The organism is Agrobacterium bohemicum (assembly GCF_001562555.1).
GTDB classification, from domain to species: domain Bacteria; phylum Pseudomonadota; class Alphaproteobacteria; order Rhizobiales; family Rhizobiaceae; genus Agrobacterium; species Agrobacterium bohemicum.
This window is the reverse complement of record NZ_KQ961023.1, coordinates 1-19,471: the sequence shown is the minus strand read 5'-3', so window position 1 is coordinate 19,471 and position 19,471 is coordinate 1. Positions and strand designations below refer to the sequence as shown.

Below are 19,471 nucleotides of genomic sequence, written 5' to 3'. Positions count from 1 at the left end.
GACAAAGCCACCTGTCTTTATAGACCCGTGGACTAAAGCGCGTAGCGCGGCGACAGGCCCTATTGCGACCCGGAGGACAGTTCCCATGGTCTATTTTCCCCACCGCCACCTTCTGGGCATAAAGGGGCTATCCCACGAGGATATCACCACTCTTCTCGACAAGGCCGATGAGGCGGTGCAGATCAGCCGCCAGCGCGAGAAGAAAACCTCGACCCTTCGCGGGCTGACACAGATCAATCTCTTTTTCGAGGCCTCTACCCGCACGCAATCGTCGTTCGAACTGGCCGGTAAACGCCTCGGTGCCGACGTGATGAATATGTCGGTCGGCAATTCATCCGTCAAAAAAGGCGAGACGCTGATCGACACGGCCATGACGTTGAACGCCATGCGCCCCGATGTGCTGGTGGTGCGCCACTCGTCGGCAGGGGCCGCTGCCCTTCTGGCACAAAAGGTCGCCTGCTCGGTGGTCAATGCCGGTGATGGACAACACGAGCACCCGACACAGGCGCTGCTCGACGCACTGACGATCCGCCGCACGATCGGCAGGCTTTCGGGCATTACCGTCGCGATCTGCGGTGACGTGCTGCATTCGCGTGTTGCGCGTTCCAACATCATTCTGTTGAACCAGATGGGTGCGCGGGTGCGCGTCGTTGCCCCACCGACACTGCTGCCAGCGGGCATCGCTGATATGAGCGTGGAAGTGTACCACGACATGAAAGAGGGTCTGAAAGGTGCCGATGTGGTGATGATGCTGCGTTTGCAGCGCGAGCGCATGTCCGGCTCCTTCGTGCCGTCGGTGCGTGAATATTTCCATTATTACGGTCTCGACGCTGAAAAGCTGAAGGCCGCCAAGGAAAATGCCATGGTCATGCACCCCGGCCCGATGAACCGCGGCGTCGAAATTGCCTCCGAAGTGGCAGACGGTCCGCAGAGCGTGATCGAAAGCCAGGTGGAAATGGGGGTTGCCGTGCGTATGGCCGTTATGGAAACCCTTCTTCTTTCGCAGAACCAGGGAGAGCGCGTATGAGCACCGCAACCGTTCTCAAAAATGTCCGCATCATCGATCCATCCCGCAACCTGGATGAGATCGGCACTGTTATCATCGATACCGATGGTAAAATCCTGGCTGCTGGCAAGGATGCGCAGAATCAGGGCGCGCCTGAAGGTGCTGTCGTGCGTGATGCCAAGGGGCTGATCGCAACGCCTGGTCTGGTCGACGCCCGCGTTTTCGTCGGCGAACCCGGTGCCGAACACCGCGAAACAATTGAATCCGCATCACGCGCGGCTGCCGCCGGCGGGGTCACCAGCATGATCGTGATGCCGGATACCGACCCCGTCATCGATGATATCGCGCTAGTAGAATTCGTGAAGAAGACCGCGCGCGACAAGGCGCTGGTCAATGTCTACCCGGCAGCGGCGCTGACCAAAGGTCTGCGCGGCGACGAGATGACCGAATTCGGCATGCTGAAAGAAGCAGGCGCCGTCGCCTTCACCAATGGTCGCAAAGCCTTGTCCGACACAGCCGTGCTGCGCCGCGCCATGACCTATGCCCGCGAGCTGGGAGCGGTGATTTCGCTGGAAACCCGCGACCAGTATATCGGCCATGGCGATATGAATGAAGGGCTGCTTGCCAGCTGGCTCGGCCTGTCGGGCATTCCAAAAGAAGCCGAAATCATTCCGCTGGAGCGCGACCTTCGCATCGCTGCCCTGACCCGTGCCAGCTACCACGCCGCCAAGATTTCCGTTAGGGAATCAGCCGACGCGATCAAGGCAGCCAAGGACAGAGGCGTGAAAGCAACCTGCGGCGTTTCCATCAACCATCTGACGCTGAACGAAAACGATATCGGCGAGTACCGCACCTTCTTCAAGCTTTCGCCCCCGCTGCGATCTGAAGACGACCGCATGTCGATGGTAGAAGCGCTGAAGGACGGCACGATCGATATCATCGTATCCTCGCATGACCCGCAGGATGTGGACACCAAGCGTCTGCCGTTCTCGGACGCGGCAAGCGGTGCCGTCGGGCTTGAGACCATGCTGTCGGCAGCGCTGCGTCTTTATCACAGCGACCATGTGCCGCTGATGCGCCTGATCGACGCCCTCTCCACCCGCCCCGCCCAAATCTTCGGACTGGATGCCGGGACGCTGAAACCGGGTGCAAAGGCCGATATCACGCTGATCGACCTCGACGAGCCATGGCTGGTGTCCGAGAAAAATCTGGTATCGAGATCCAAGAATACGCCATTCGAAGACGCCCGCTTTACCGGCCGCACGGTTGCGACCTATGTTGCGGGCAAGCTGGTTCATTCCATACAATAAGAACGACAGGATAGATCGAGGGGACATCGGAATGAACGCATTGACTGACTGGCAGACTGCGCCTGCGCTTCTCGCCCTTGCTGCCGTGATTGGCTATTTGCTGGGATCGATCCCGTTCGGGTTGATCCTGACCCGGGCAGCTGGGCTGGGGGATGTTCGCAATATCGGCTCCGGCAACATCGGCGCAACCAATGTTTTGCGCACCGGCAACAAGAAGCTGGCGGCTGCGACGTTGTTGCTGGATGCGCTGAAGGGTACGGCAGCAGTGCTGATTGCCAATGCGCTGTGGGGTTATGAGGCGTCGTTGGTTGCCGGTTTCTTTGCGTTTCTCGGGCACCTTTTCCCTGTCTGGCTGGGCTTCAAGGGTGGCAAGGGTGTTGCGGTCTACATTGGCGTGTTGCTGGGTGTCGCGCCAATCATGATGCTGGCGTTTGTCGTGATCTGGATCGCAACTGCCTTCATCACGAAATATTCCTCATTGTCCGCCTTGGTTGCAATGCTTGTCATTCCGGTTGCATTGTGGATATTAGGACCGGAGAAGACGGCTCTGCTGGTGACGCTGCTCAGCGTTATCTCCTGGTACATGCACCGGGAAAACATCAAGCGGTTGCTGGCGGGGACTGAAAGCAAGATCGGTAAAAAGGGCTGAGGCAATACGTCTCGCCCTGATGGGGGTGAGAGATGCCGCACGATGGCGATACAAAACGCGGCATTGCGCTGACCGACCGGCAACGCATTGCATGGTTGCGGCTGATCCGCAGCGACAATATCGGCCCCGTCACCTTTCGCGAACTCATCAATCATTTTGGCAGCGCTGAAAAAGCGCTGGACGCCCTGCCCGACCTGTCCCGCCGGGGCGGTTCGGCACGCAGTCCGCGCATTGCGACTATATCCGAAGCCGAACGGGAAATCGAAGCTGCGGAAAAATTCGGCGCCCGTTTCGTCGGTATTGGAGAGCCTGACTATCCACCGGCACTACGTGAAATAGACGGCGCACCGCCGATTATTTCCATGAAGGGTTCGGGCCGCACCGCCATTAGGCCATCCATAGGCATCGTCGGCTCCCGCAATTCCTCCATCAATGGTTCGAAGTTTGCGGCCATGCTGGCGCGCCAATGCGGACAGGCCGGATATACCATAGCGTCCGGTCTTGCGCGGGGTATCGACGCCGCCGCTCACGCCGCGAGCCTTTCCACGGGTACGGTGGCGATGCTGGCAGGGGGGTTGGATAAGCCCTACCCTCCGGAAAACCTGCGGCTGCTGGATGAAATCTATGGCAATGACGGCACCAGTATCAGTGAAATGCCATTTGGCTGGGAGCCGCGTGCGCGGGATTTTCCCCGTCGCAACCGGCTGATTGCGGGCGTTTCCATGGGTGTGCTGATCGTGGAAGCCGCTGACAGATCAGGCTCGTTGATTACCGCAAGGCTTGCGGGTGAATTCGGGCGTCTGGTTTTTGCCGTTCCCGGCTCTCCGCTGGATGCTCGTTGTCATGGCACGAACCGGCTGATCAAGGACGGCGCGATGCTGGTGACGGAAGCTGCCGACATACTGGATGCGTTGCGGCCTCTGATGGAGCCGATGCTGCCCATTCAGCATGTGGCGAATGAAAGCTCCGAGGATATCGACATATCACCACCGGGTGACGACGACCGCAGCATCATCGCGTCGGCGCTTGGACCATCACCCGTGGAGACGGATGACATTATTCGCCATACGGGCTTGCCAGCATCCACCGTCTATCTGGTGTTGCTGGAACTCGATATCGCCGGGCGGCTAAATCGGCATTCCGCGGGTCGTGTTTCGCTTGTCATGGCCGACTGAAAGTTCTCGCCGACCCGACTGAATGTCTCCCGCCTCAATATAAGCCATTTCTATGAGGTAACATAACATGTCGGCGCCCTCTCGCTCGCCAACTGCGCGCAGCTCAGCAAGCATCTGCCTTATATAAGCGAGATTTTCCGATGTCTGCTCCTGCCTGCTCTGGCTGCTGTTTTGTGCGCTAACGACCATATTGACCTCGATTAAACCAGGGGAAAGCGACGTTATGAAAAAGAGCGTCACTCAACTAGAGCAACCATAACTTGTTTATCTTTAATTGCAATCGAGAATTAAATCCCCAAAAAGTTGCATCGTGTTGTAATGGCAGAAAAACGCCCCTTGCCTCTTGACCCAAGCGCATTACCTGTCCATGTCGAAATAAAGGTAGCGTTGTTGCGGTTCAAAAGCGGCAAGGCATGTTAACGGGCAAGTTCCGAAAGAAGAAAATATGAATGTCGTCGTCGTAGAATCTCCGGCAAAAGCCAAGACGATCAACAAGTATCTTGGCCCAGGCTATAAGGTGCTCGCATCGTTTGGCCACGTTCGCGATCTTCCCGCAAAAGATGGCTCGGTGCTTCCCGATCAGGATTTCGAAATGCTCTGGGAGGTCGATCCGGCTTCGCAAAAGCGCATGAAGGAAATTGCCGACGCTGTGAAGGCCTCCGACGGATTGTTTCTCGCGACCGACCCGGATCGCGAAGGGGAAGCGATTTCCTGGCACGTTCTCGATCTGTTGAAAAAGAAGAAGGTGATCGGCGACAAGCCGGTCAAGCGCGTGGTCTTCAACGCCATCACCAAGAAGGCCGTGCTGGACGCGATGGCCGATCCGCGTGACATTGATATCCCGCTTGTGGATGCCTATCTCGCCCGCCGTGCGCTGGATTATCTCGTCGGCTTCAATCTCTCTCCGGTTCTGTGGCGCAAGCTGCCAGGTGCGCGTTCGGCTGGCCGTGTTCAGTCCGTGTCGCTACGCCTTGTCTGCGATAGGGAATCGGAAATAGAACGTTTCGTTTCCGAGGAATACTGGAACATCTCGGCGCTGTTGAAGACGCCGCGTGGCGACGACTTCGAGGCAAAGCTGGTGTCTGCCGATGGCAAGCGCCTGCAGGCCAGATCGGTCAAGACAGGCGATGACGCCAGCCGCCTGAAGACGTTGCTGGAAGGTGCGACCTACACCGTGGATACGGTCGAGGCCAAACCCGTCAAGCGCAACCCCGGCCCTCCGTTCACGACATCGACGCTCCAGCAGGCCGCATCGTCGCGCATGGGCTTTTCCGCCTCGCGCACCATGCAGGTTGCGCAGCGGCTTTATGAAGGTATCGACATCGGCGGCGAAACCGTTGGTCTCATCACCTATATGCGTACCGATGGTGTGCAGATGGCACCCGAAGCCATTGATGCCGCACGCAGCGCAATCGGCGAACAGTTCGGCGCCCGTTATGTGCCGGAAAAGGCGCGTATCTATTCCACCAAGGCCAAGAACGCTCAGGAAGCGCACGAAGCCATTCGCCCGACCGACTTCAGCCGCACGCCCGATCAAGTGAAAAAGTACCTCGATGCAGACCAGTTGCGTCTTTACGAACTGGTCTGGAAGCGCGGTATCGCCAGCCAGATGGCGTCTGCTGAAATAGAGCGGACCACGGTCGAGATTCTGGCCGACAACAAGGGCGAGACGGCTGGCCTTCGCGCAGTGGGTTCGGTCATCCGGTTCGACGGCTTCATTGCCGCCTATACCGACCAGAAGGAAGACGGCGAGCAAAGCGACGACGGTGACGACGATGGTCGTCTGCCGCAGATCAATGCGCGCGAAGGCCTCGCCAAGCAGAAGATCAATGCCAGCCAGCACTTTACCGAGCCGCCACCGCGCTACTCGGAAGCGTCGCTGATCAAGAAGATGGAAGAACTCGGCATCGGCCGCCCCTCCACCTATGCTGCGACACTGAAGACGCTGAGCGACCGTGAATATATCATCGTCGACAAGCGCAAGCTGGTGCCGCATTCGCGTGGACGGCTGGTGACGGCCTTCCTCGAAAGCTTTTTCACGAAATATGTGGAATACGACTTCACTGCCGATCTGGAAGAAAAGCTCGACCGGATCTCGGCAGGCGAACTGGATTGGAAGCAGGTTCTTCGTGATTTCTGGAAGGACTTCTTCGCCCAGATCGAGGACACCAAGGAACTGCGCGTGACCAACGTGCTGGATGCGCTGAACGAGGTTCTGGCACCGCTGGTGTTCCCGACCCGCGAAGACGGCTCCGATCCACGCATTTGCCAGGTCTGCGGCACGGGCAATCTGTCGCTGAAGCTCGGCAAATATGGCGCTTTCGTCGGCTGCTCGAACTATCCCGAGTGCAATTTCACCCGCCAGTTGAACTCGGATGGCGCGGAAGCCGATGCTGCCGCCGTCAACGAGCCGAAGGCGCTGGGCGCGGACCCGCACACCGGCGAAGAGCTGACACTGCGGTCCGGTCGTTTCGGACCTTACATTCAGCGTGGCGATGGCAAGGAAGCCAAGCGTTCGTCGCTGCCGAAGGGCTGGGCACCTGACGACATCGACCACGAGAAGGCGCTGGCGCTCATCAACCTGCCACGCGATATCGGCAAGCACCCGGAATCGGGCAAGATGATTTCGGCGGGACTTGGTCGTTATGGACCGTTCCTGCTGCATGATGGCGGCTACGCCAATCTCGAAAGCATCGAGGACGTGTTCTCCATCGGCCTCAACCGCGCCGTAACGGTGATCGCCGAAAAGAAGGCGTCGCCGGGCCGTGGACGTTCGTCCACGCCTGCGGCACTGAAAGAACTGGGCGACCACCCCGATGGCGGCGCGATTACCGTTCGGGATGGCAAGTATGGGCCTTACGTCAACTGGGGCAAGGTCAATGCGACCATTCCCAAAGCGCAGGCACCTGACACCGTGACGCTGGACGAAGCGCTGGTGCTGATTGCCGAGCGCATTGCCAAGACCGGCACGGGCAGCAATGGCAAGCCGGTGAAAGCCAAGAAGGCGGCAGCGCCGAAGAAGGCCACCAAGGCTGCCAGCGCCGATGGCGAGACCAAGGCCAAGCCCAAGGCGGCAGCGAAACCAAAAGCGGCTGCAAAGCCCAAAACAGCGGCCAAACCAAAGGCAGCACCAAAAGCGAAGAAGGCAGAATCTTGAGCAAGGCACCGCGTAAGACATCCGGCTCGGCGGGCGATGGCTTCGGCCGCACCGGTCGCGGGAAAAAAGTTCTCGAATCTGCAGGCATCATCCACGGCGAGGTTCCCCCGCGCGACGTGCTGCTGAAATTCATTGCCGAGCATCCAGATCAGGCCTCCAAGCGTGAAATCGCCAAGGCCTTCGGGCTGAAGGGTGAAACGCGCATCGTGCTCAAAGCTCTTTTGAAGGAGCTTGAGACCGATGGTATGGTGCACAAGAGCCGCAAGTCCCTGATGAAGCCAGGTGGGTTGCCGCCCGTGACGGTTCTCGACATCACCACCCGTGACAAGGATGGCGGTCTGATTGGTCGGCCTGCCGAATGGCCGGAAGAAAACGGGGCCGCTCCCGCCGTCATCATTCGCCAGTCTTCTGCCGACCGCCAGAAGGGCAAAGCCCCGGTGGGCGGACTTGGCGACCGTGTTCTGGCAAAGATATTCCCGTCCAAGGAAGTGGGTGGCCCCGCCTATACCGCGCGGATCATCAAGCTGATCGACAGACGTCAGGGCGGATCGCTGGGCGTGTTCAAGGAAACGCCGGGTGGCGGTGGCCGTCTGATGCCGATCGAGCGTCGCGGCGATGAGATGGTGATCGATCCCGATGGCGTCGGCGATGCCAAGGACGGCGATCTGGTGGAGGTGGAAACCTCGCGCAACAGCGGCCGTTACGGTCTGCCGCGCGCCAAGGTTCTCTCCGTCGTCGGTTCCGTGGCATCCGAAAAAGCGATCTCGATGATCGCCATTCATGCCCACGGCATTCCGCATATCTTCCCATCCGACGTACTGGCTGCTGCTGATGCCGCCAAGCCCGCAACGATGGCGCACCGTGAAGACTGGCGCAAACTGCCGCTCATCACCATCGACCCTGCCGATGCTAAGGACCATGACGACGCTGTCTATGCGGAGCTGGACCCCTCGCCCGACAACCCGGATGGCGTGATCGTCACCGTGGCGATTGCCGATGTCTCCTATTACATCCGTTCCGGCTCACCGCTGGACCGGGAAGCCTTGAAGCGCGGCAACTCGGTCTATTTCCCCGACCGCGTCGTACCGATGCTGCCGGAGCGTATCTCGAACGATCTCTGCTCGCTGAAGGAAGGCGTGGACCGCCCTGCCCTTGCTGTGCGCATGGTGTTTTCCAAGGAAGGCCGCAAGGCCAGCCACACCTTCCACCGCATCATGATGAAGAGCGCGGCCAAGCTCTCCTACCAGCAGGCCCAGGCCGCGATTGACGGCAACCCGGATGACAAGACCGGCCCGATGCTGGAGCCCATCCTGCGTCCCCTATGGCATGCCTATGAGGTGATGAAGATCGGTCGTGACCGCCGCCAGCCGCTTGAGCTGGATATGCCGGAGCGCAAGATCATTCTGAAAGCGGATGGCACCGTCGACCGGGTGCATGTTCCTGAACGTCTCGACGCGCACAAGCTGATCGAAGAGATGATGATCCAGGCCAATGTCTGCGCCGCCGAAACGCTGGAAGTGAAAAAGCAGCGTCTGGTCTACCGCGTTCATGATGCGCCGACGATTGCCAAGCAGGAAGTGCTGCGCGAGTTCCTGACCACCATCGGTTTTTCGCTGGTCAAGGGCGGGCAGGTTCGCGCCAATTCCTTCAACGGCATTCTGGCGCGTGCAGTCGATACGCCGCACCAGATCATGGTCAACGAAATGGTGCTGCGTTCGCAGAGCCAGGCGATCTACAGCCCCGACAATATCGGCCATTTCGGCCTGAACCTGATGAAATATGCGCATTTCACCTCGCCGATTCGCCGTTATGCCGACCTTATCGTGCACCGTGCGCTGGTGGGTTCGCTAGGCATGGGCGAAGGCGGCATCACGCCGCAGGAAGAGGCAACGCTTGCCGATGTCGCTGCCGAAATCTCGACTTTCGAGCGGCGCGCCATGGCGGCCGAGCGCGACACGGTCAACCGGCTGATTGCGCACCACCTTTCCAAACGCGTGGGTGAGGAATTCGAAGGTCGGGTCGGCGGTGTCACCAAGGCGGGACTATTTGTCGCGCTTCCGCAGTTTGGTGCTGACGGCTTTGTTCCTATATCTACGCTGGGTACGGACTATTACATCTATGACGAGGCGCATCAGGCTCTGACGGGTGAAAAGACCGGACTTGGCTATCAGCTGGGCGATACGGTTCAGGTTCGCCTTGCTGAGGCCGTGCCGCTTGCCGGTGCCTTGCGGTTTGAAATGTTGAGCGATGGCAAGAAACTGCCTGCGGCGACACGTTCCTTCCACAAGACGACGCGCCGCACCAGCGGCCCGACACCCGGCACGAGGCCACCACGCAGACGCAGATAACCAGTCCAGAGGACAAGCGCATGACGACGACCGAGACGCAGACAGTACAGTATGGTGGCACACCGGAAGACCGTCCGCTGGGCCGCTCCATCATGCGCGGCATGCTGAGCCGTTGCCCGGCATGCGGAGAGGGTCGTCTGTTTCGCGCCTGGTTGAAGCCTGTCGATGACTGCGCGTCCTGCGGTGAAGACATGCACCATCAGCGATCCGACGATCTGCCGCCTTATATCTCGATCATGATTCTCGGCCACGTTGCCGTCGGCGGCTTCATGATGACGGATACGGTGTTTCTGGTGCCGATGTGGGTCCACTTCGCCATCTGGGTGCCGATCACGGTTCTCGTCGCGCTGCTGACGATCCAGCCGATCAAAGGCGGCGTCATCGGCCTTCAATGGGCCTTGAAAATGCACGGCTTCAGCAATGAGCCGGAGAAAAAGCAGATCGACGGTTCGTCACATTGATCTGGCGCGGCACCTGTGCATCCCGAACCATTACCTAAGACCTGCCCCTATATGCGTCCGAAAGATGCAGCCTCCATTCTTCTTCTCGACAGGTCGAAGGACGGCATACGCGTGCTGGTCGGCAAGCGCAGTAGTGCGCATATCTTCATGCCTGACGTGTTCGTGTTTCCCGGCGGGCGGCGGGATGCCCGTGACTATGCCCTGCCCTATAGCGGCGATCTGCATCCAGCCGTCTGCGAAAGGCTGATCCGCGCCGCCTCCCGGCCATTGACGGTGTCAGGCGCGCGGGCACTGGCACTGGCTTCCATTCGCGAGTTGCATGAAGAAACGGGCCTGCGCTTCGGCAATATAGCAGGCGAGCCGCAGTCGCCCGACCTGTCGCGGCTGCGTTTCGTCGCACGCGCCATCACTCCGCCCGGCAGAATAAGACGTTACGATACGCGCTTCTTCTGTTGCTTTACCGATGAAGTTGGCGTCGATCCCTCTGCTATCAGCGATTCGGAAGAGCTGCTGGACCTGCAATGGCTTGACATTTATGACAATACCAGTCTGAACATGGCGCCGATTACGCGCATGGTTCTCGAAGATGTCACAAAGTTCATGATAGGTGATCATTCGTTACAATTCGAAAGCCCGGTGCGACAATATTTCGAGCGTCGCGGCATATTTATTCGTGGCTTTTTATAAAAGGTCTCCATGTCACATCCCAAATGCGACGCCGACGATATTCACTGGCCATCGCTTATTGCCGCCATATCCGCCATCAGTGCCGTTGGCATCGCCATCGGACTAGGACTGCCGCTTCTGAGCATCATTCTCGAAAAGCGCGGCATCTCATCCACGATGATTGGTCTCAACACCGCCATGGCAGGCGTAGCAGCGATGATGGCGGCTCCGGTGACCAGTCGGCTCGCGCATGAGTTCGGCGTGGCCCGTACCATGATGACGGCTGTCGTCATATCTGCCTTCAGTGCGCTGGGGTTTTATTTCGCAGATGCATTCTGGATGTGGTTTCCGCTGCGAATCGTCTTTCATGGCGCAACGACGATGCTGTTCATCCTCTCGGAGTTCTGGATCAACGCAGCAGCGCCACCCAAACGGCGCGGCTTTGTGCTGGGCATGTATGCCACCGGCATGGCCGTGGGCTTTGCCGGCGGGCCGTTGCTGTTCTCCGCGCTCGGCAGTGATGGAATAACCCCGTTCCTCGTCGGTTCCGCAATCATCTTGCTGGCCGCAATCCCGATCTATCTGGCGCGCCATGAAAGCCCGGACCTCGACGAAAAGCCGAACCACCATTTCGTTCGCTACATCTGGCTGGTGCCCATGGCGTCTGCAGCTGCCTTTGTCTACGGCTCGGTTCAGGCTGGCGGGCTTTCACTGTTTCCCGTCTATGCAACACGGGAAGGTTTCAGCGAATCGCAGGCTGCTCTGCTGCTGACTGTGATGGCCATTGGCAACATGGCGTTCCAGATCCCCATCGGCATGCTCTCCGACCGTATCAAGGACAGGCGCATACTCTTGGGGCTGATGGCGCTGACAGGCGTCATCGGCACGCTTGCGCTGCCTTTGCTGGTGGATAACTGGATCCTGCTGTCCTCGATGCTGCTGCTGTGGGGCGGCTGCGTATCTGGAATGTACACGGTGGGCCTGACCCATCTGGGTTCCCGCCTGACAGGCTCAGACCTTGTGGCGGCCAATGCTGCATTCATCTTCTGCTATGCCATCGGCACCATAGCGGGCCCGCAAACTGTCGGCATTTCCATGGATGTTGCCGGAACAGATGGTTTTGCATGGGCTTTGGCGACGTTTTTCGCTCTTTACGTGGTTCTTTCCATAGGCCGTTCGGTTTTCGGATCAAAACAGACTTGACTTTTCGGGCGCGATCCGTAGTTTCGCGCCAGATTTAGCCGGGGTCCAACAGGGCCGCGGACTCACTATTTGTTAAAGGCAGGACGACTATGGCGAAAGCTACAACAATCAAGATCAAGCTGCTGTCGACAGCCGACACCGGCACTTTCTACGTCACCACCAAGAACAGCCGTACGTTCACGGACAAGATGACAAAGACGAAGTACGATCCAGTCGTACGCAAGCACGTTGAATTCAAGGAAACGAAGATCAAGTAATTTCCTTCGCATAGCATGCAAAAAAACGCGCCCTTCGAGGCGCGTTTTTTGTTTGTATTCCATGTGCCGGGGCGCGTTGGAAATGCAACGTCAAGAACGCCTCCTGTAGAACGAGGTCGGGATGTTCAATACGAATTGAGCGGGAAACTAGAAAGTGGGTCGACCGGGACAGCACTGACAGTACGAGGAACCGTTCAATGCGTCGCCGATCGACCAGCCCCAAGACCCAGGAGATGCGGCGGACCTGAGCACCATGGGGTATTCAAACAGGTTGCTTTCCAAGACGGAAAGACATTACCCGAAGAACACCGCTTCCGCTTGCTTGCAACTGCCAAGGCACGCTGTAAGTGCAGAAGTTATCTTGTTGATGAAGTGTTGCGCAGCACCTGAATAAAATCAATAGACAGTTAATCGAATCAGTCTCAAAACTGCAAATATGGTTAAATATCCCGCGATGATACACAGATAGACATCAACCAGATCATAAAGATACATAATAGAGACTTGTAGAATTACTGGGAAAAGTAATTGGAATAAGAATTCATTTTATAAAACTCAGATAAACCCTAAAAAAAAAAACGAAATTCTGCACATCTTCGGTGCCTACGAAGATTTAAAATGCAAATTTATTCTATGATTCAGAAAGGACTGCCGCCACATAGTGATGAAAATTCAGGAATAACATTTGCCGATATCCACGCGAAAACATGTCATCCAAAACGCTATGGATAAACACCATTATTGTGAATAACTGTCAGGCAAACATAAGTCTCGGCAGAAGCCTATGCCGCTGAAGCGACGACGCGGTTGCGGCCAGCGCTTTTCGCTTCGTACATCGCCCGGTCTGCCTGTCGCATCAACTGCTCCGGCGTTTCAATCGAACTGGTGTTTGTGGCAATGCCGAGAGACGCCGTCAGGTGAAGTTCCCGGCCGGAGCGCAGAACGAACGGCTTGTCCTCGATGATAAAGCGCAGGCGCTCTGCGACGGATGCAGCCATCTCCATCGGGGTATCCGGCATGACGACGACGAACTCTTCACCACCGTAACGGCATGCGAGATCTGCACCACGTACGGTCGAGCGCAGCCGGGTCGCAAACTCGCGCAGGACCTCATCGCCAGCGTCATGGCCGTAGGTATCGTTGACGTGCTTGAACCGATCTATATCGGTGAGGCAGACGGACAAGGGCCGTTCACGCGTTGCGGCGCGGTTGAACAATATCTTCAGGTGATTATCGAGGTATCGCCGGTTGTTGAGGCCGGTCAGAGCGTCGATGACGGCCAGTTCCATCGTCTGATCGAGGTTTTCACGCAGCCTGTTGTTGAACCGCTTGCGTTTGATCTGCGTCAGCGTGCGCGCCACCAGCTCATTCGGGTCGACAGGACGAACGATGTAATCGTTGACGCCAAGCTCCAACGCACGAACAATCATCGCTTCATCGCCCTGCTCAGTGACCAGCAGCAAAGGCAGAAAACGCGTTCGCTCCAGTGAACGAAGCTGCGAGCAGAGCCGCAGGGGGTCGAAATTATCGAAGTTGGAGTTGACGATGACCATCTCATAGTCGTTTTCAGCGGCTTCGAACAAGGCCTCACTAGGCTCCGTCAACGCAAAGACCTCGGCAACCGGCTTCAGTGCCTTAATGATTCGCTCCTGCGAACTTGCACGACCATCGATCAGCAGCACACGACCCGGCTGCTCGATCTGGACGTCCTCGGAGATGGGATCGCCGACACCGATGGTTTTCGCGGTCTGCGCGCGCGTCCGCAACTCGTCGCTCATGGTTTTCAGCCGCACAAGACTTTTGACGCGGGAGATGAGTTGAAGGTCGTTGACGGGCTTGGTCAGAAAATCGTCAGCGCCAGCCTTCAATCCGCGCACGCGGTCTGCGGGCTGATCGAGCGCCGTGACCATTACAACGGGAATGTGTTCTGTCGCGGGATTGGCTTTCAGGCGTTCACACACCTCAAAGCCATCCATATCAGGCATCATGATATCTAGCAGGACGATATCGACCTGCTCGCTATTGCAAATGGCCAGAGCATTGGCACCATTGTCTGCGCAAAGAACGTCGAAGTATTCCGCCGACAACCGCGCCTCGAGCAGTTTCACATTCGTCGGGATATCATCAACGACCAGAATTCTCGCAGTCATTCGCCTAACCCTGCTTCACATGTCGCCAAGATAAGTTTTGATCGTCTCAATGAATTTCGGGACCGAAATAGGCTTGGAAACATAGGCTTCGCAACCGCCTTGACGGATCCGCTCCTCATCGCCCTTCATAGCAAACGCCGTGACCGCGATAACGGGAATAACATGAAGCTCGTCATCTTCCTTGAGCCACTTGGTCACTTCAAGGCCGGACACTTCCGGGAGCTGGATGTCCATGAGGATAAGATCGGGACGGTGTTTGCGCGCAAGTTCCAGCGCTTCCATGCCATTACGAGTCTGGATAGTGGTATAGCCAGACGCCTCGATCAGGTCGCGAAAGAGCTTCATATTCAGCTCATTGTCTTCAACTATCATGACCTGTTTGGGCATGGACCAGTCCTCGTTTCGCTTTGAAACCTATTCATGGACATATAGGGTGTCCGGGAACCGATTCCATTATCCCCTAGAACAGTACGCTAGTGAGATTTGGTTGAGAAATAGGTAACTTCAGTAAACAAATGTTGCACGATACGAAAAACAACAGGATTACCCCGAAAGATAGCCATGAAACGGCAATTGCCATACTTGGCTGGCTGGCAAGCGAGCCAGATATGCTTAGCCGTTTTCTGGCCCTGACAGGTCTTCAGCCCAACATGTTGCGACAGTCCGTCAACGACCCCGGTTTTCTAGCCGGCCTCACCGATTTCATCATGAGCCACGAACCGGACCTTATGGCATTTTGCGAAGCCACCGGCACAAAACCGGAAGACGTCGCCGCGGCATGGCACCACTTCTCCGGACCAGGGCTAGGTTCGGGCGAGTATTGACCCCAGATCTGCCCTTCGATCTATTGAGAGTAATTCAATAACATATTATGGTCGGAAACGTTCGCTTTTTGTTTCCGAGCCATGGCCCCTTCACTTTCGACCTATGATCCCGGTTTCTGCCGTGACTGTCTGGCTGGCCAGCCGGTTGGCTTAAGGCGTTGCCGCAAGTGTGGCAGCCCTCGCCTCGTCTACCATGACGAACTCTATGATCTTCCGATTGCCCATATCGATTGCGATGCGTTTTATGCTTCAGTCGAAAAACGAGACAATCCCGCGCTTGCCGACAAGCCGGTGATCATTGGGGGCGGCAAGCGAGGTGTTGTTTCGACCGCATGTTATATCGCCCGTATTCATGGCGTTCGCTCCGCTATGCCGATGTTCAAGGCCTTGGAGGCATGTCCGCAGGCGGTGGTCGTAAAGCCGGACATGGAGAAATACGTTCGTGTGGGGCGTGAAATTCGCACCATGATGCAGGATTTGACACCGCTGGTTCAGCCCATTTCGATCGATGAGGCATTTCTCGACCTGTCCGGGACGGAACGGCTGCACCACGACCCACCTGCCCGCGTTCTTGCCAGCTTCGCCCGGCGCGTAGAAAAGGAAATAGGCATTACCGTTTCGGTCGGGCTTTCCTATTGCAAGTTTCTGGCAAAGGTCGCTTCCGACCTGCAAAAGCCACGCGGGTTTTCCGTCATCGGCGAGAAGGAGGCGATGTCCTTTCTCGGCTCCCGCCCTGTCACGACCATATGGGGCGTGGGAAAAGCCTTTGCAGCGACGCTGGAAGCGGATGGCATTCGCACGATTTCACAGTTGCAGGAGATGCAGGAAAACGACCTGATGCGCCGCTACGGCTCCATGGGCCAGCGCCTGTTTCGGCTGTCGCGGGGCATAGACGACCGCGACGTCCACACAAATGATCCCGCCAAAAGCGTGTCTTCCGAAACGACTTTCTTCAACGATATATCTCGTTACGAAGACCTGGTGCCGATCCTGCGTTCGCTTTCGGAAAAGGTAGCCTGGCGGCTGAAGAAGAACATGGTTGCCGGTCATACCGTGGTTTTGAAGCTAAAAACTGCCGATTTCAAATCCCGAACCCGCAACAAGCGTCTGGAAGACCCGACCCAGTTGGCCGACAGAATATTCAGAAGTGGCATCTCGCTTCTGGAGAAAGAAACCGATGGCACGAAGTTCCGGCTGATCGGTATCGGCGTCACGGATCTGTGCGACCCCGGTCTCGCCGACCCACCTGACCTTGTCGACAAAAACGCAGGCCGCCGCGCCGCCGCGGAAGCCGCGATGGACAAGCTGCGCGACAAGTTCGGCAAGGGAGCGGTGGAAACCGGCTACACATTCGGCACAAAAAAATAAGCGCCTTACCAGCGTTGTGACCGATATTTAAAAGTTTCCTTAAATCCCACCAGCTATTGTCATGAAACTTGCCCTTAAGGCTCCCGTGCCTGCCGCTTCTGGAGGCATGTTTTGTATTGCGTTGGAGTGAACATGATGTTGCGCGCGTTTGTGGGAGCTTGCCTCCTTTCGACTTCCGTTCTGGTGCAGTCGGCCCTTGCTGGCGATGCGCGCAGCATGCAGATCATCGTTTCCAAGAGCGAACAAACGCTTAGCCTCTATGAGGATGGCGCATTGATTGCGACGTCCAAAGTCTCAACCGGTAAGCCGGGACACGAGACGCCGAGCGGCATTTTCTCCATTCTGGACAAGAAGAAATATCACGAATCCAACATCTATTCCGCCGCGCCCATGCCGTTCATGCAGCGGCTGACATGGTCCGGCATCGCACTGCACGAGGGGCGCGTCCCGAATTATCCAGCGTCGCACGGCTGTATTCGCCTGCCCGCGAAATTTGCGACATCGCTTTACGGCATGACGGCGCGTGGCGTGCATGTCATTGTTTCCAATGACGATGTGACCCTACAGACCATCAACCACCCGAACCTCCTGCAGCCCAGCGGTAAGCCCAAGGACGTCCTGATGCTGTCTGACGTCGAGCTCCGCCCCGCCAATTTCGATTCGTCGTTGAAGTTGGTGGAAGTCGCCGTCAACCAGACCACCAGTGCCATCAAGCCGAAGGTTGTGCGCGAAGCGGAGGGATCGCCTCTGCGTATCCTTATCACCCGTCGCGGCGACCGCGAAAAGATCATGGACGTGCAGCGTCTGTTGACGGCAATCGGATTCGATGCCGGTGTGCCGGATGGTCATGCCGGTGAGATGACCGTCAGCGCCATCAATGGTTTCAAGCGCTGGAAATCGCTCAAGACAACCGGACCGCTTCTAACGGACAGTTTTGTCGATGCTCTCTATGCGTCAGCAGGCGCAGACGCCGCACCGAACGGGCAGATCATGGTGCGGCAGGACTTCAAACCGCTGCTTGAAGCGCCGATTCATATCAAGGAGCCGCAAATCGCGCTCGGCACCCATTTCTTCGAAGTTATCGACATGGACCGCGAGCATGGCAAGGCGCAGTGGAACGGATTGACGCTGGACAACTATCTGCCGGCGTCTGCAAAAAAGCGCCTTGGCATTGAGACAGAAGACACAACTGGTGCCTACGACCAATTGAGCGCAGTTCTGGACCGTATCGAGATTCCGGCGGACGTGCGACGGCAATTGGAGGCGGCGCTGACAACCGGCAGCTCCATTACTGTTTCTGATCTCAGCCACGGGCAGGAAACCGGAGACGGGACAGATTTCATCACCATCACCCGCGACCGGTCCTGAATAACCTCATGCCGTGTAAGGACGTCTATTGAAGGTCTTGAGCATATCGATGAATGCGCGCAAGGGGGCTGGAACATGGCGGTTGCGCGGATAGTACAGCATCAATCCTGGGATTGGCGGACACCAATCTTCAAGGACCATGACAAGTCGACCTGATGCCAGAAACGTTTTTGCGAAACTTTCCGGGACATAGGCGATGCCCATACCATCCAGTGCGGCCTCGACGATGAGATCACTATCATCCAGCGTCAACATGCCGGGCACATCGACCGCAATTTCCTGTCCATGGCGTGCAAACTCCCAGCGGTAACGTTTTCCGCTGGGCAATCTCTGGCGAACGCACATGTGCTGACGAAGATCGTCTGGAGTGGTGAGCGATGGGCGGCCCTTTAGATAGTGTGGCGAAGCAACCGCCACGAAACGGATGTCCCCACCAATTCTGATGGCGACCATATCCTGCGGCACGGCCTCGCCTAGCCGGATACCTGCATCGAAGCCCTGCTCGACAATATCCACAAGCCGCCCTTCGGACACGAGATCGACCTCTATTTCCGGGTAGGCAGCCAGAAATTTCGGAATGATGGCGGTAAGCAAAAGTCTCACCGCGGCCTTGTTGGCGTTGATTCTCAAAACGCCGCTGGGTACGCCGCGTGCTTCGGCCAGTGACTCCAGCATCTTATCGAAATTTTCCAGAACGGGGCTCATCCGGGCGAGCAAATCTGCTCCAGCACTGGTGAGCGAGACACTACGTGTCGTTCTGTTCAGCAAACGAATGCCGAGATTTTGTTCGAGTGCGATCAGCGTGTGGCTGACTGCCGAGCGCGAAAGCCCAAGGTTTTCTGCCGCTTTACGAAAGCTGCGGTGTTCAGCAACGGCGGCAAACGCCGCAAGGTCATTCAGGCTTGGCCGGTACATTGGTGCAAAACTTTCACTGACGTATGCAACATTGGATAGCTTATAACACCTATGAATTCTGAATAGATAGGACGTGCAACAGAAGGAGCACTTCCATGACGAAAACCTGGTTCATCACTGGCGCATCATCCGGCCTCGGTCTGGATATGACAACGCGGCTACTGGCACGGGGCGACCGTGTTCTCGGCACGGCCCGAAACACGGCTGCGCTAGCAGATCTTCAACGGAAATACAGCGACGCACTTATCGTTAAAAAGCTGGAACTGACGGATGCCGTTGCTATCAAGACAACGATGGACGAAGCCTTCGCGACGCTTGGAACGATAGACGTGATCGTCAGCAATGCGGGTTACGGTCTTTTCGGTGCGGCGGAAGAGTTGACGGACACGCAGATCGAGCACCAGATCGCCACCAATCTCACCGGCTCCATCCACCTCATCCGCGCAGCGCTGCCACACCTGCGCCGTCAAGGGGGAGGCCGATTCATTCAGGTTTCATCCGAGGGAGGTCAGATTTCCTATCCCAATTTCAGCGCTTACGATCGTGTCCCAGGACGTGGTGTAGCTGGGTTTCATAGCCATCGGTGTTTTCCGGTAGGGTCGGGTTGCTTATAA

The 19,471-nt window shown here is 57.2% G+C and carries 18 protein-coding genes; 14 read left to right on the top strand and 4 right to left on the bottom strand.

Annotated elements, in window-relative coordinates; all coding sequences use genetic code 11:
* Nucleotides 1–85: 85 nt before the first annotated feature.
* The 4 genes from ATO67_RS00085 to dprA are packed head-to-tail and all read left to right on the top strand — an operon-like array spanning nucleotide 86 to nucleotide 4,140.
* On the top strand, nucleotides 86–1,027 hold the full coding sequence (locus ATO67_RS00085) for an aspartate carbamoyltransferase catalytic subunit (protein ID WP_067642582.1): 942 nt from the start codon (nucleotides 86–88) through the stop codon (nucleotides 1,025–1,027).
* Nucleotides 1,024–2,316, top strand: coding sequence for a dihydroorotase (locus ATO67_RS00080; RefSeq protein ID WP_067642579.1), 1,293 nt, complete (start codon nucleotides 1,024–1,026; stop codon nucleotides 2,314–2,316). Before ATO67_RS00085 ends, ATO67_RS00080 begins: the two co-directional genes overlap by 4 nt.
* Before the next feature lie 31 nt (nucleotides 2,317–2,347).
* Nucleotides 2,348–2,965, top strand: a complete 618-nt coding sequence (gene plsY / locus ATO67_RS00075; RefSeq protein WP_067642575.1) for a glycerol-3-phosphate 1-O-acyltransferase PlsY — start codon at nucleotides 2,348–2,350, stop codon at nucleotides 2,963–2,965.
* A 32-nt stretch (nucleotides 2,966–2,997) separates the two neighbouring features.
* On the top strand, nucleotides 2,998–4,140 hold the full coding sequence (dprA, locus tag ATO67_RS00070) for a DNA-processing protein DprA (protein ID WP_067642572.1): 1,143 nt from the start codon (nucleotides 2,998–3,000) through the stop codon (nucleotides 4,138–4,140).
* On the opposite strand, the gene ATO67_RS23420 is transcribed toward dprA, so the two are convergent.
* Nucleotides 4,093–4,329 (bottom strand): hypothetical protein, encoded by a 237-nt coding sequence (locus tag ATO67_RS23420; protein ID WP_082760097.1) that lies wholly within the window; start codon nucleotides 4,327–4,329, stop codon nucleotides 4,093–4,095. The two genes, dprA and ATO67_RS23420, sit on opposite strands and share 48 nt — an antisense overlap.
* A gap of 256 nt (nucleotides 4,330–4,585) precedes the next feature.
* On the opposite strand from ATO67_RS23420, the gene topA reads away from it, so the two are divergent.
* From topA to rpmG, 6 genes are all read left to right on the top strand, one after another.
* Nucleotides 4,586–7,297 carry a type I DNA topoisomerase gene (gene topA / locus ATO67_RS00065; RefSeq protein ID WP_067642569.1) on the top strand — a complete coding sequence of 904 codons (2,712 nt, stop codon included), beginning with the start codon at nucleotides 4,586–4,588 and terminating at the stop codon, nucleotides 7,295–7,297.
* Nucleotides 7,294–9,645 carry a ribonuclease R gene (gene rnr / locus ATO67_RS00060; RefSeq protein WP_067642567.1) on the top strand — a complete coding sequence of 784 codons (2,352 nt, stop codon included), beginning with the start codon at nucleotides 7,294–7,296 and terminating at the stop codon, nucleotides 9,643–9,645. The genes topA and rnr overlap by 4 nt, the downstream gene beginning before the upstream one ends.
* 20 nt (nucleotides 9,646–9,665) lie before the next feature.
* Nucleotides 9,666–10,106 carry a DUF983 domain-containing protein gene (locus ATO67_RS00055; RefSeq protein ID WP_067642565.1) on the top strand — a complete coding sequence of 147 codons (441 nt, stop codon included), beginning with the start codon at nucleotides 9,666–9,668 and terminating at the stop codon, nucleotides 10,104–10,106.
* A 51-nt stretch (nucleotides 10,107–10,157) separates the two neighbouring features.
* Nucleotides 10,158–10,793 (top strand): NUDIX hydrolase, encoded by a 636-nt coding sequence (locus ATO67_RS00050; protein WP_067642563.1) that lies wholly within the window; start codon nucleotides 10,158–10,160, stop codon nucleotides 10,791–10,793.
* A 9-nt stretch (nucleotides 10,794–10,802) separates the two neighbouring features.
* Nucleotides 10,803–11,975, top strand: coding sequence for an MFS transporter (locus ATO67_RS00045; protein ID WP_067642561.1), 1,173 nt, complete (start codon nucleotides 10,803–10,805; stop codon nucleotides 11,973–11,975).
* 89 nt (nucleotides 11,976–12,064) lie between these two features.
* Entirely contained in the window at nucleotides 12,065–12,232 is a 168-nt protein-coding gene (gene rpmG / locus ATO67_RS00040; protein ID WP_003496403.1) for a 50S ribosomal protein L33, read from the top strand.
* Nucleotides 12,233–13,014: 782 nt separating this feature from the next.
* Here the strand turns inward: rpmG and ATO67_RS00035 are convergent.
* Nucleotides 13,015–14,382: a PleD family two-component system response regulator gene (locus ATO67_RS00035; RefSeq protein WP_067642548.1), complete on the bottom strand. Its 1,368-nt coding sequence runs from the start codon at nucleotides 14,380–14,382 to the stop codon at nucleotides 13,015–13,017.
* Between the two features lie 15 nt (nucleotides 14,383–14,397).
* The gene (locus ATO67_RS00030; protein WP_067642545.1) at nucleotides 14,398–14,769 is read right to left on the bottom strand and encodes a response regulator; all 372 of its coding nucleotides are present in this window, start codon (nucleotides 14,767–14,769) and stop codon (nucleotides 14,398–14,400) included.
* A 128-nt stretch (nucleotides 14,770–14,897) separates the two neighbouring features.
* On the opposite strand from ATO67_RS00030, the gene ATO67_RS00025 reads away from it, so the two are divergent.
* The 3 genes from ATO67_RS00025 (at nucleotide 14,898) to ATO67_RS00015 (ending at nucleotide 17,942) form a co-directional block, all read left to right on the top strand.
* A complete protein-coding gene (locus ATO67_RS00025) occupies nucleotides 14,898–15,206 on the top strand; it encodes a DUF3572 domain-containing protein (RefSeq protein ID WP_067642542.1) in 309 nt (102 codons plus the stop codon).
* 81 nt (nucleotides 15,207–15,287) lie between these two features.
* On the top strand, nucleotides 15,288–16,574 hold the full coding sequence (locus tag ATO67_RS00020; protein WP_067642533.1) for a DNA polymerase IV: 1,287 nt from the start codon (nucleotides 15,288–15,290) through the stop codon (nucleotides 16,572–16,574).
* A 132-nt stretch (nucleotides 16,575–16,706) separates the two neighbouring features.
* Nucleotides 16,707–17,942, top strand: a complete 1,236-nt coding sequence (locus ATO67_RS00015; RefSeq protein ID WP_067642530.1) for a L,D-transpeptidase family protein — start codon at nucleotides 16,707–16,709, stop codon at nucleotides 17,940–17,942.
* 6 nt (nucleotides 17,943–17,948) lie between these two features.
* On the opposite strand, the gene ATO67_RS00010 is transcribed toward ATO67_RS00015, so the two are convergent.
* The gene (locus tag ATO67_RS00010; RefSeq protein WP_067642527.1) at nucleotides 17,949–18,857 is read right to left on the bottom strand and encodes a LysR family transcriptional regulator; all 909 of its coding nucleotides are present in this window, start codon (nucleotides 18,855–18,857) and stop codon (nucleotides 17,949–17,951) included.
* A 95-nt stretch (nucleotides 18,858–18,952) separates the two neighbouring features.
* Between ATO67_RS00010 and ATO67_RS00005 the strand changes: the two genes are divergently transcribed.
* Nucleotides 18,953–19,471, top strand: a complete 519-nt coding sequence (locus tag ATO67_RS00005) for an SDR family NAD(P)-dependent oxidoreductase (protein WP_082760096.1) — start codon at nucleotides 18,953–18,955, stop codon at nucleotides 19,469–19,471.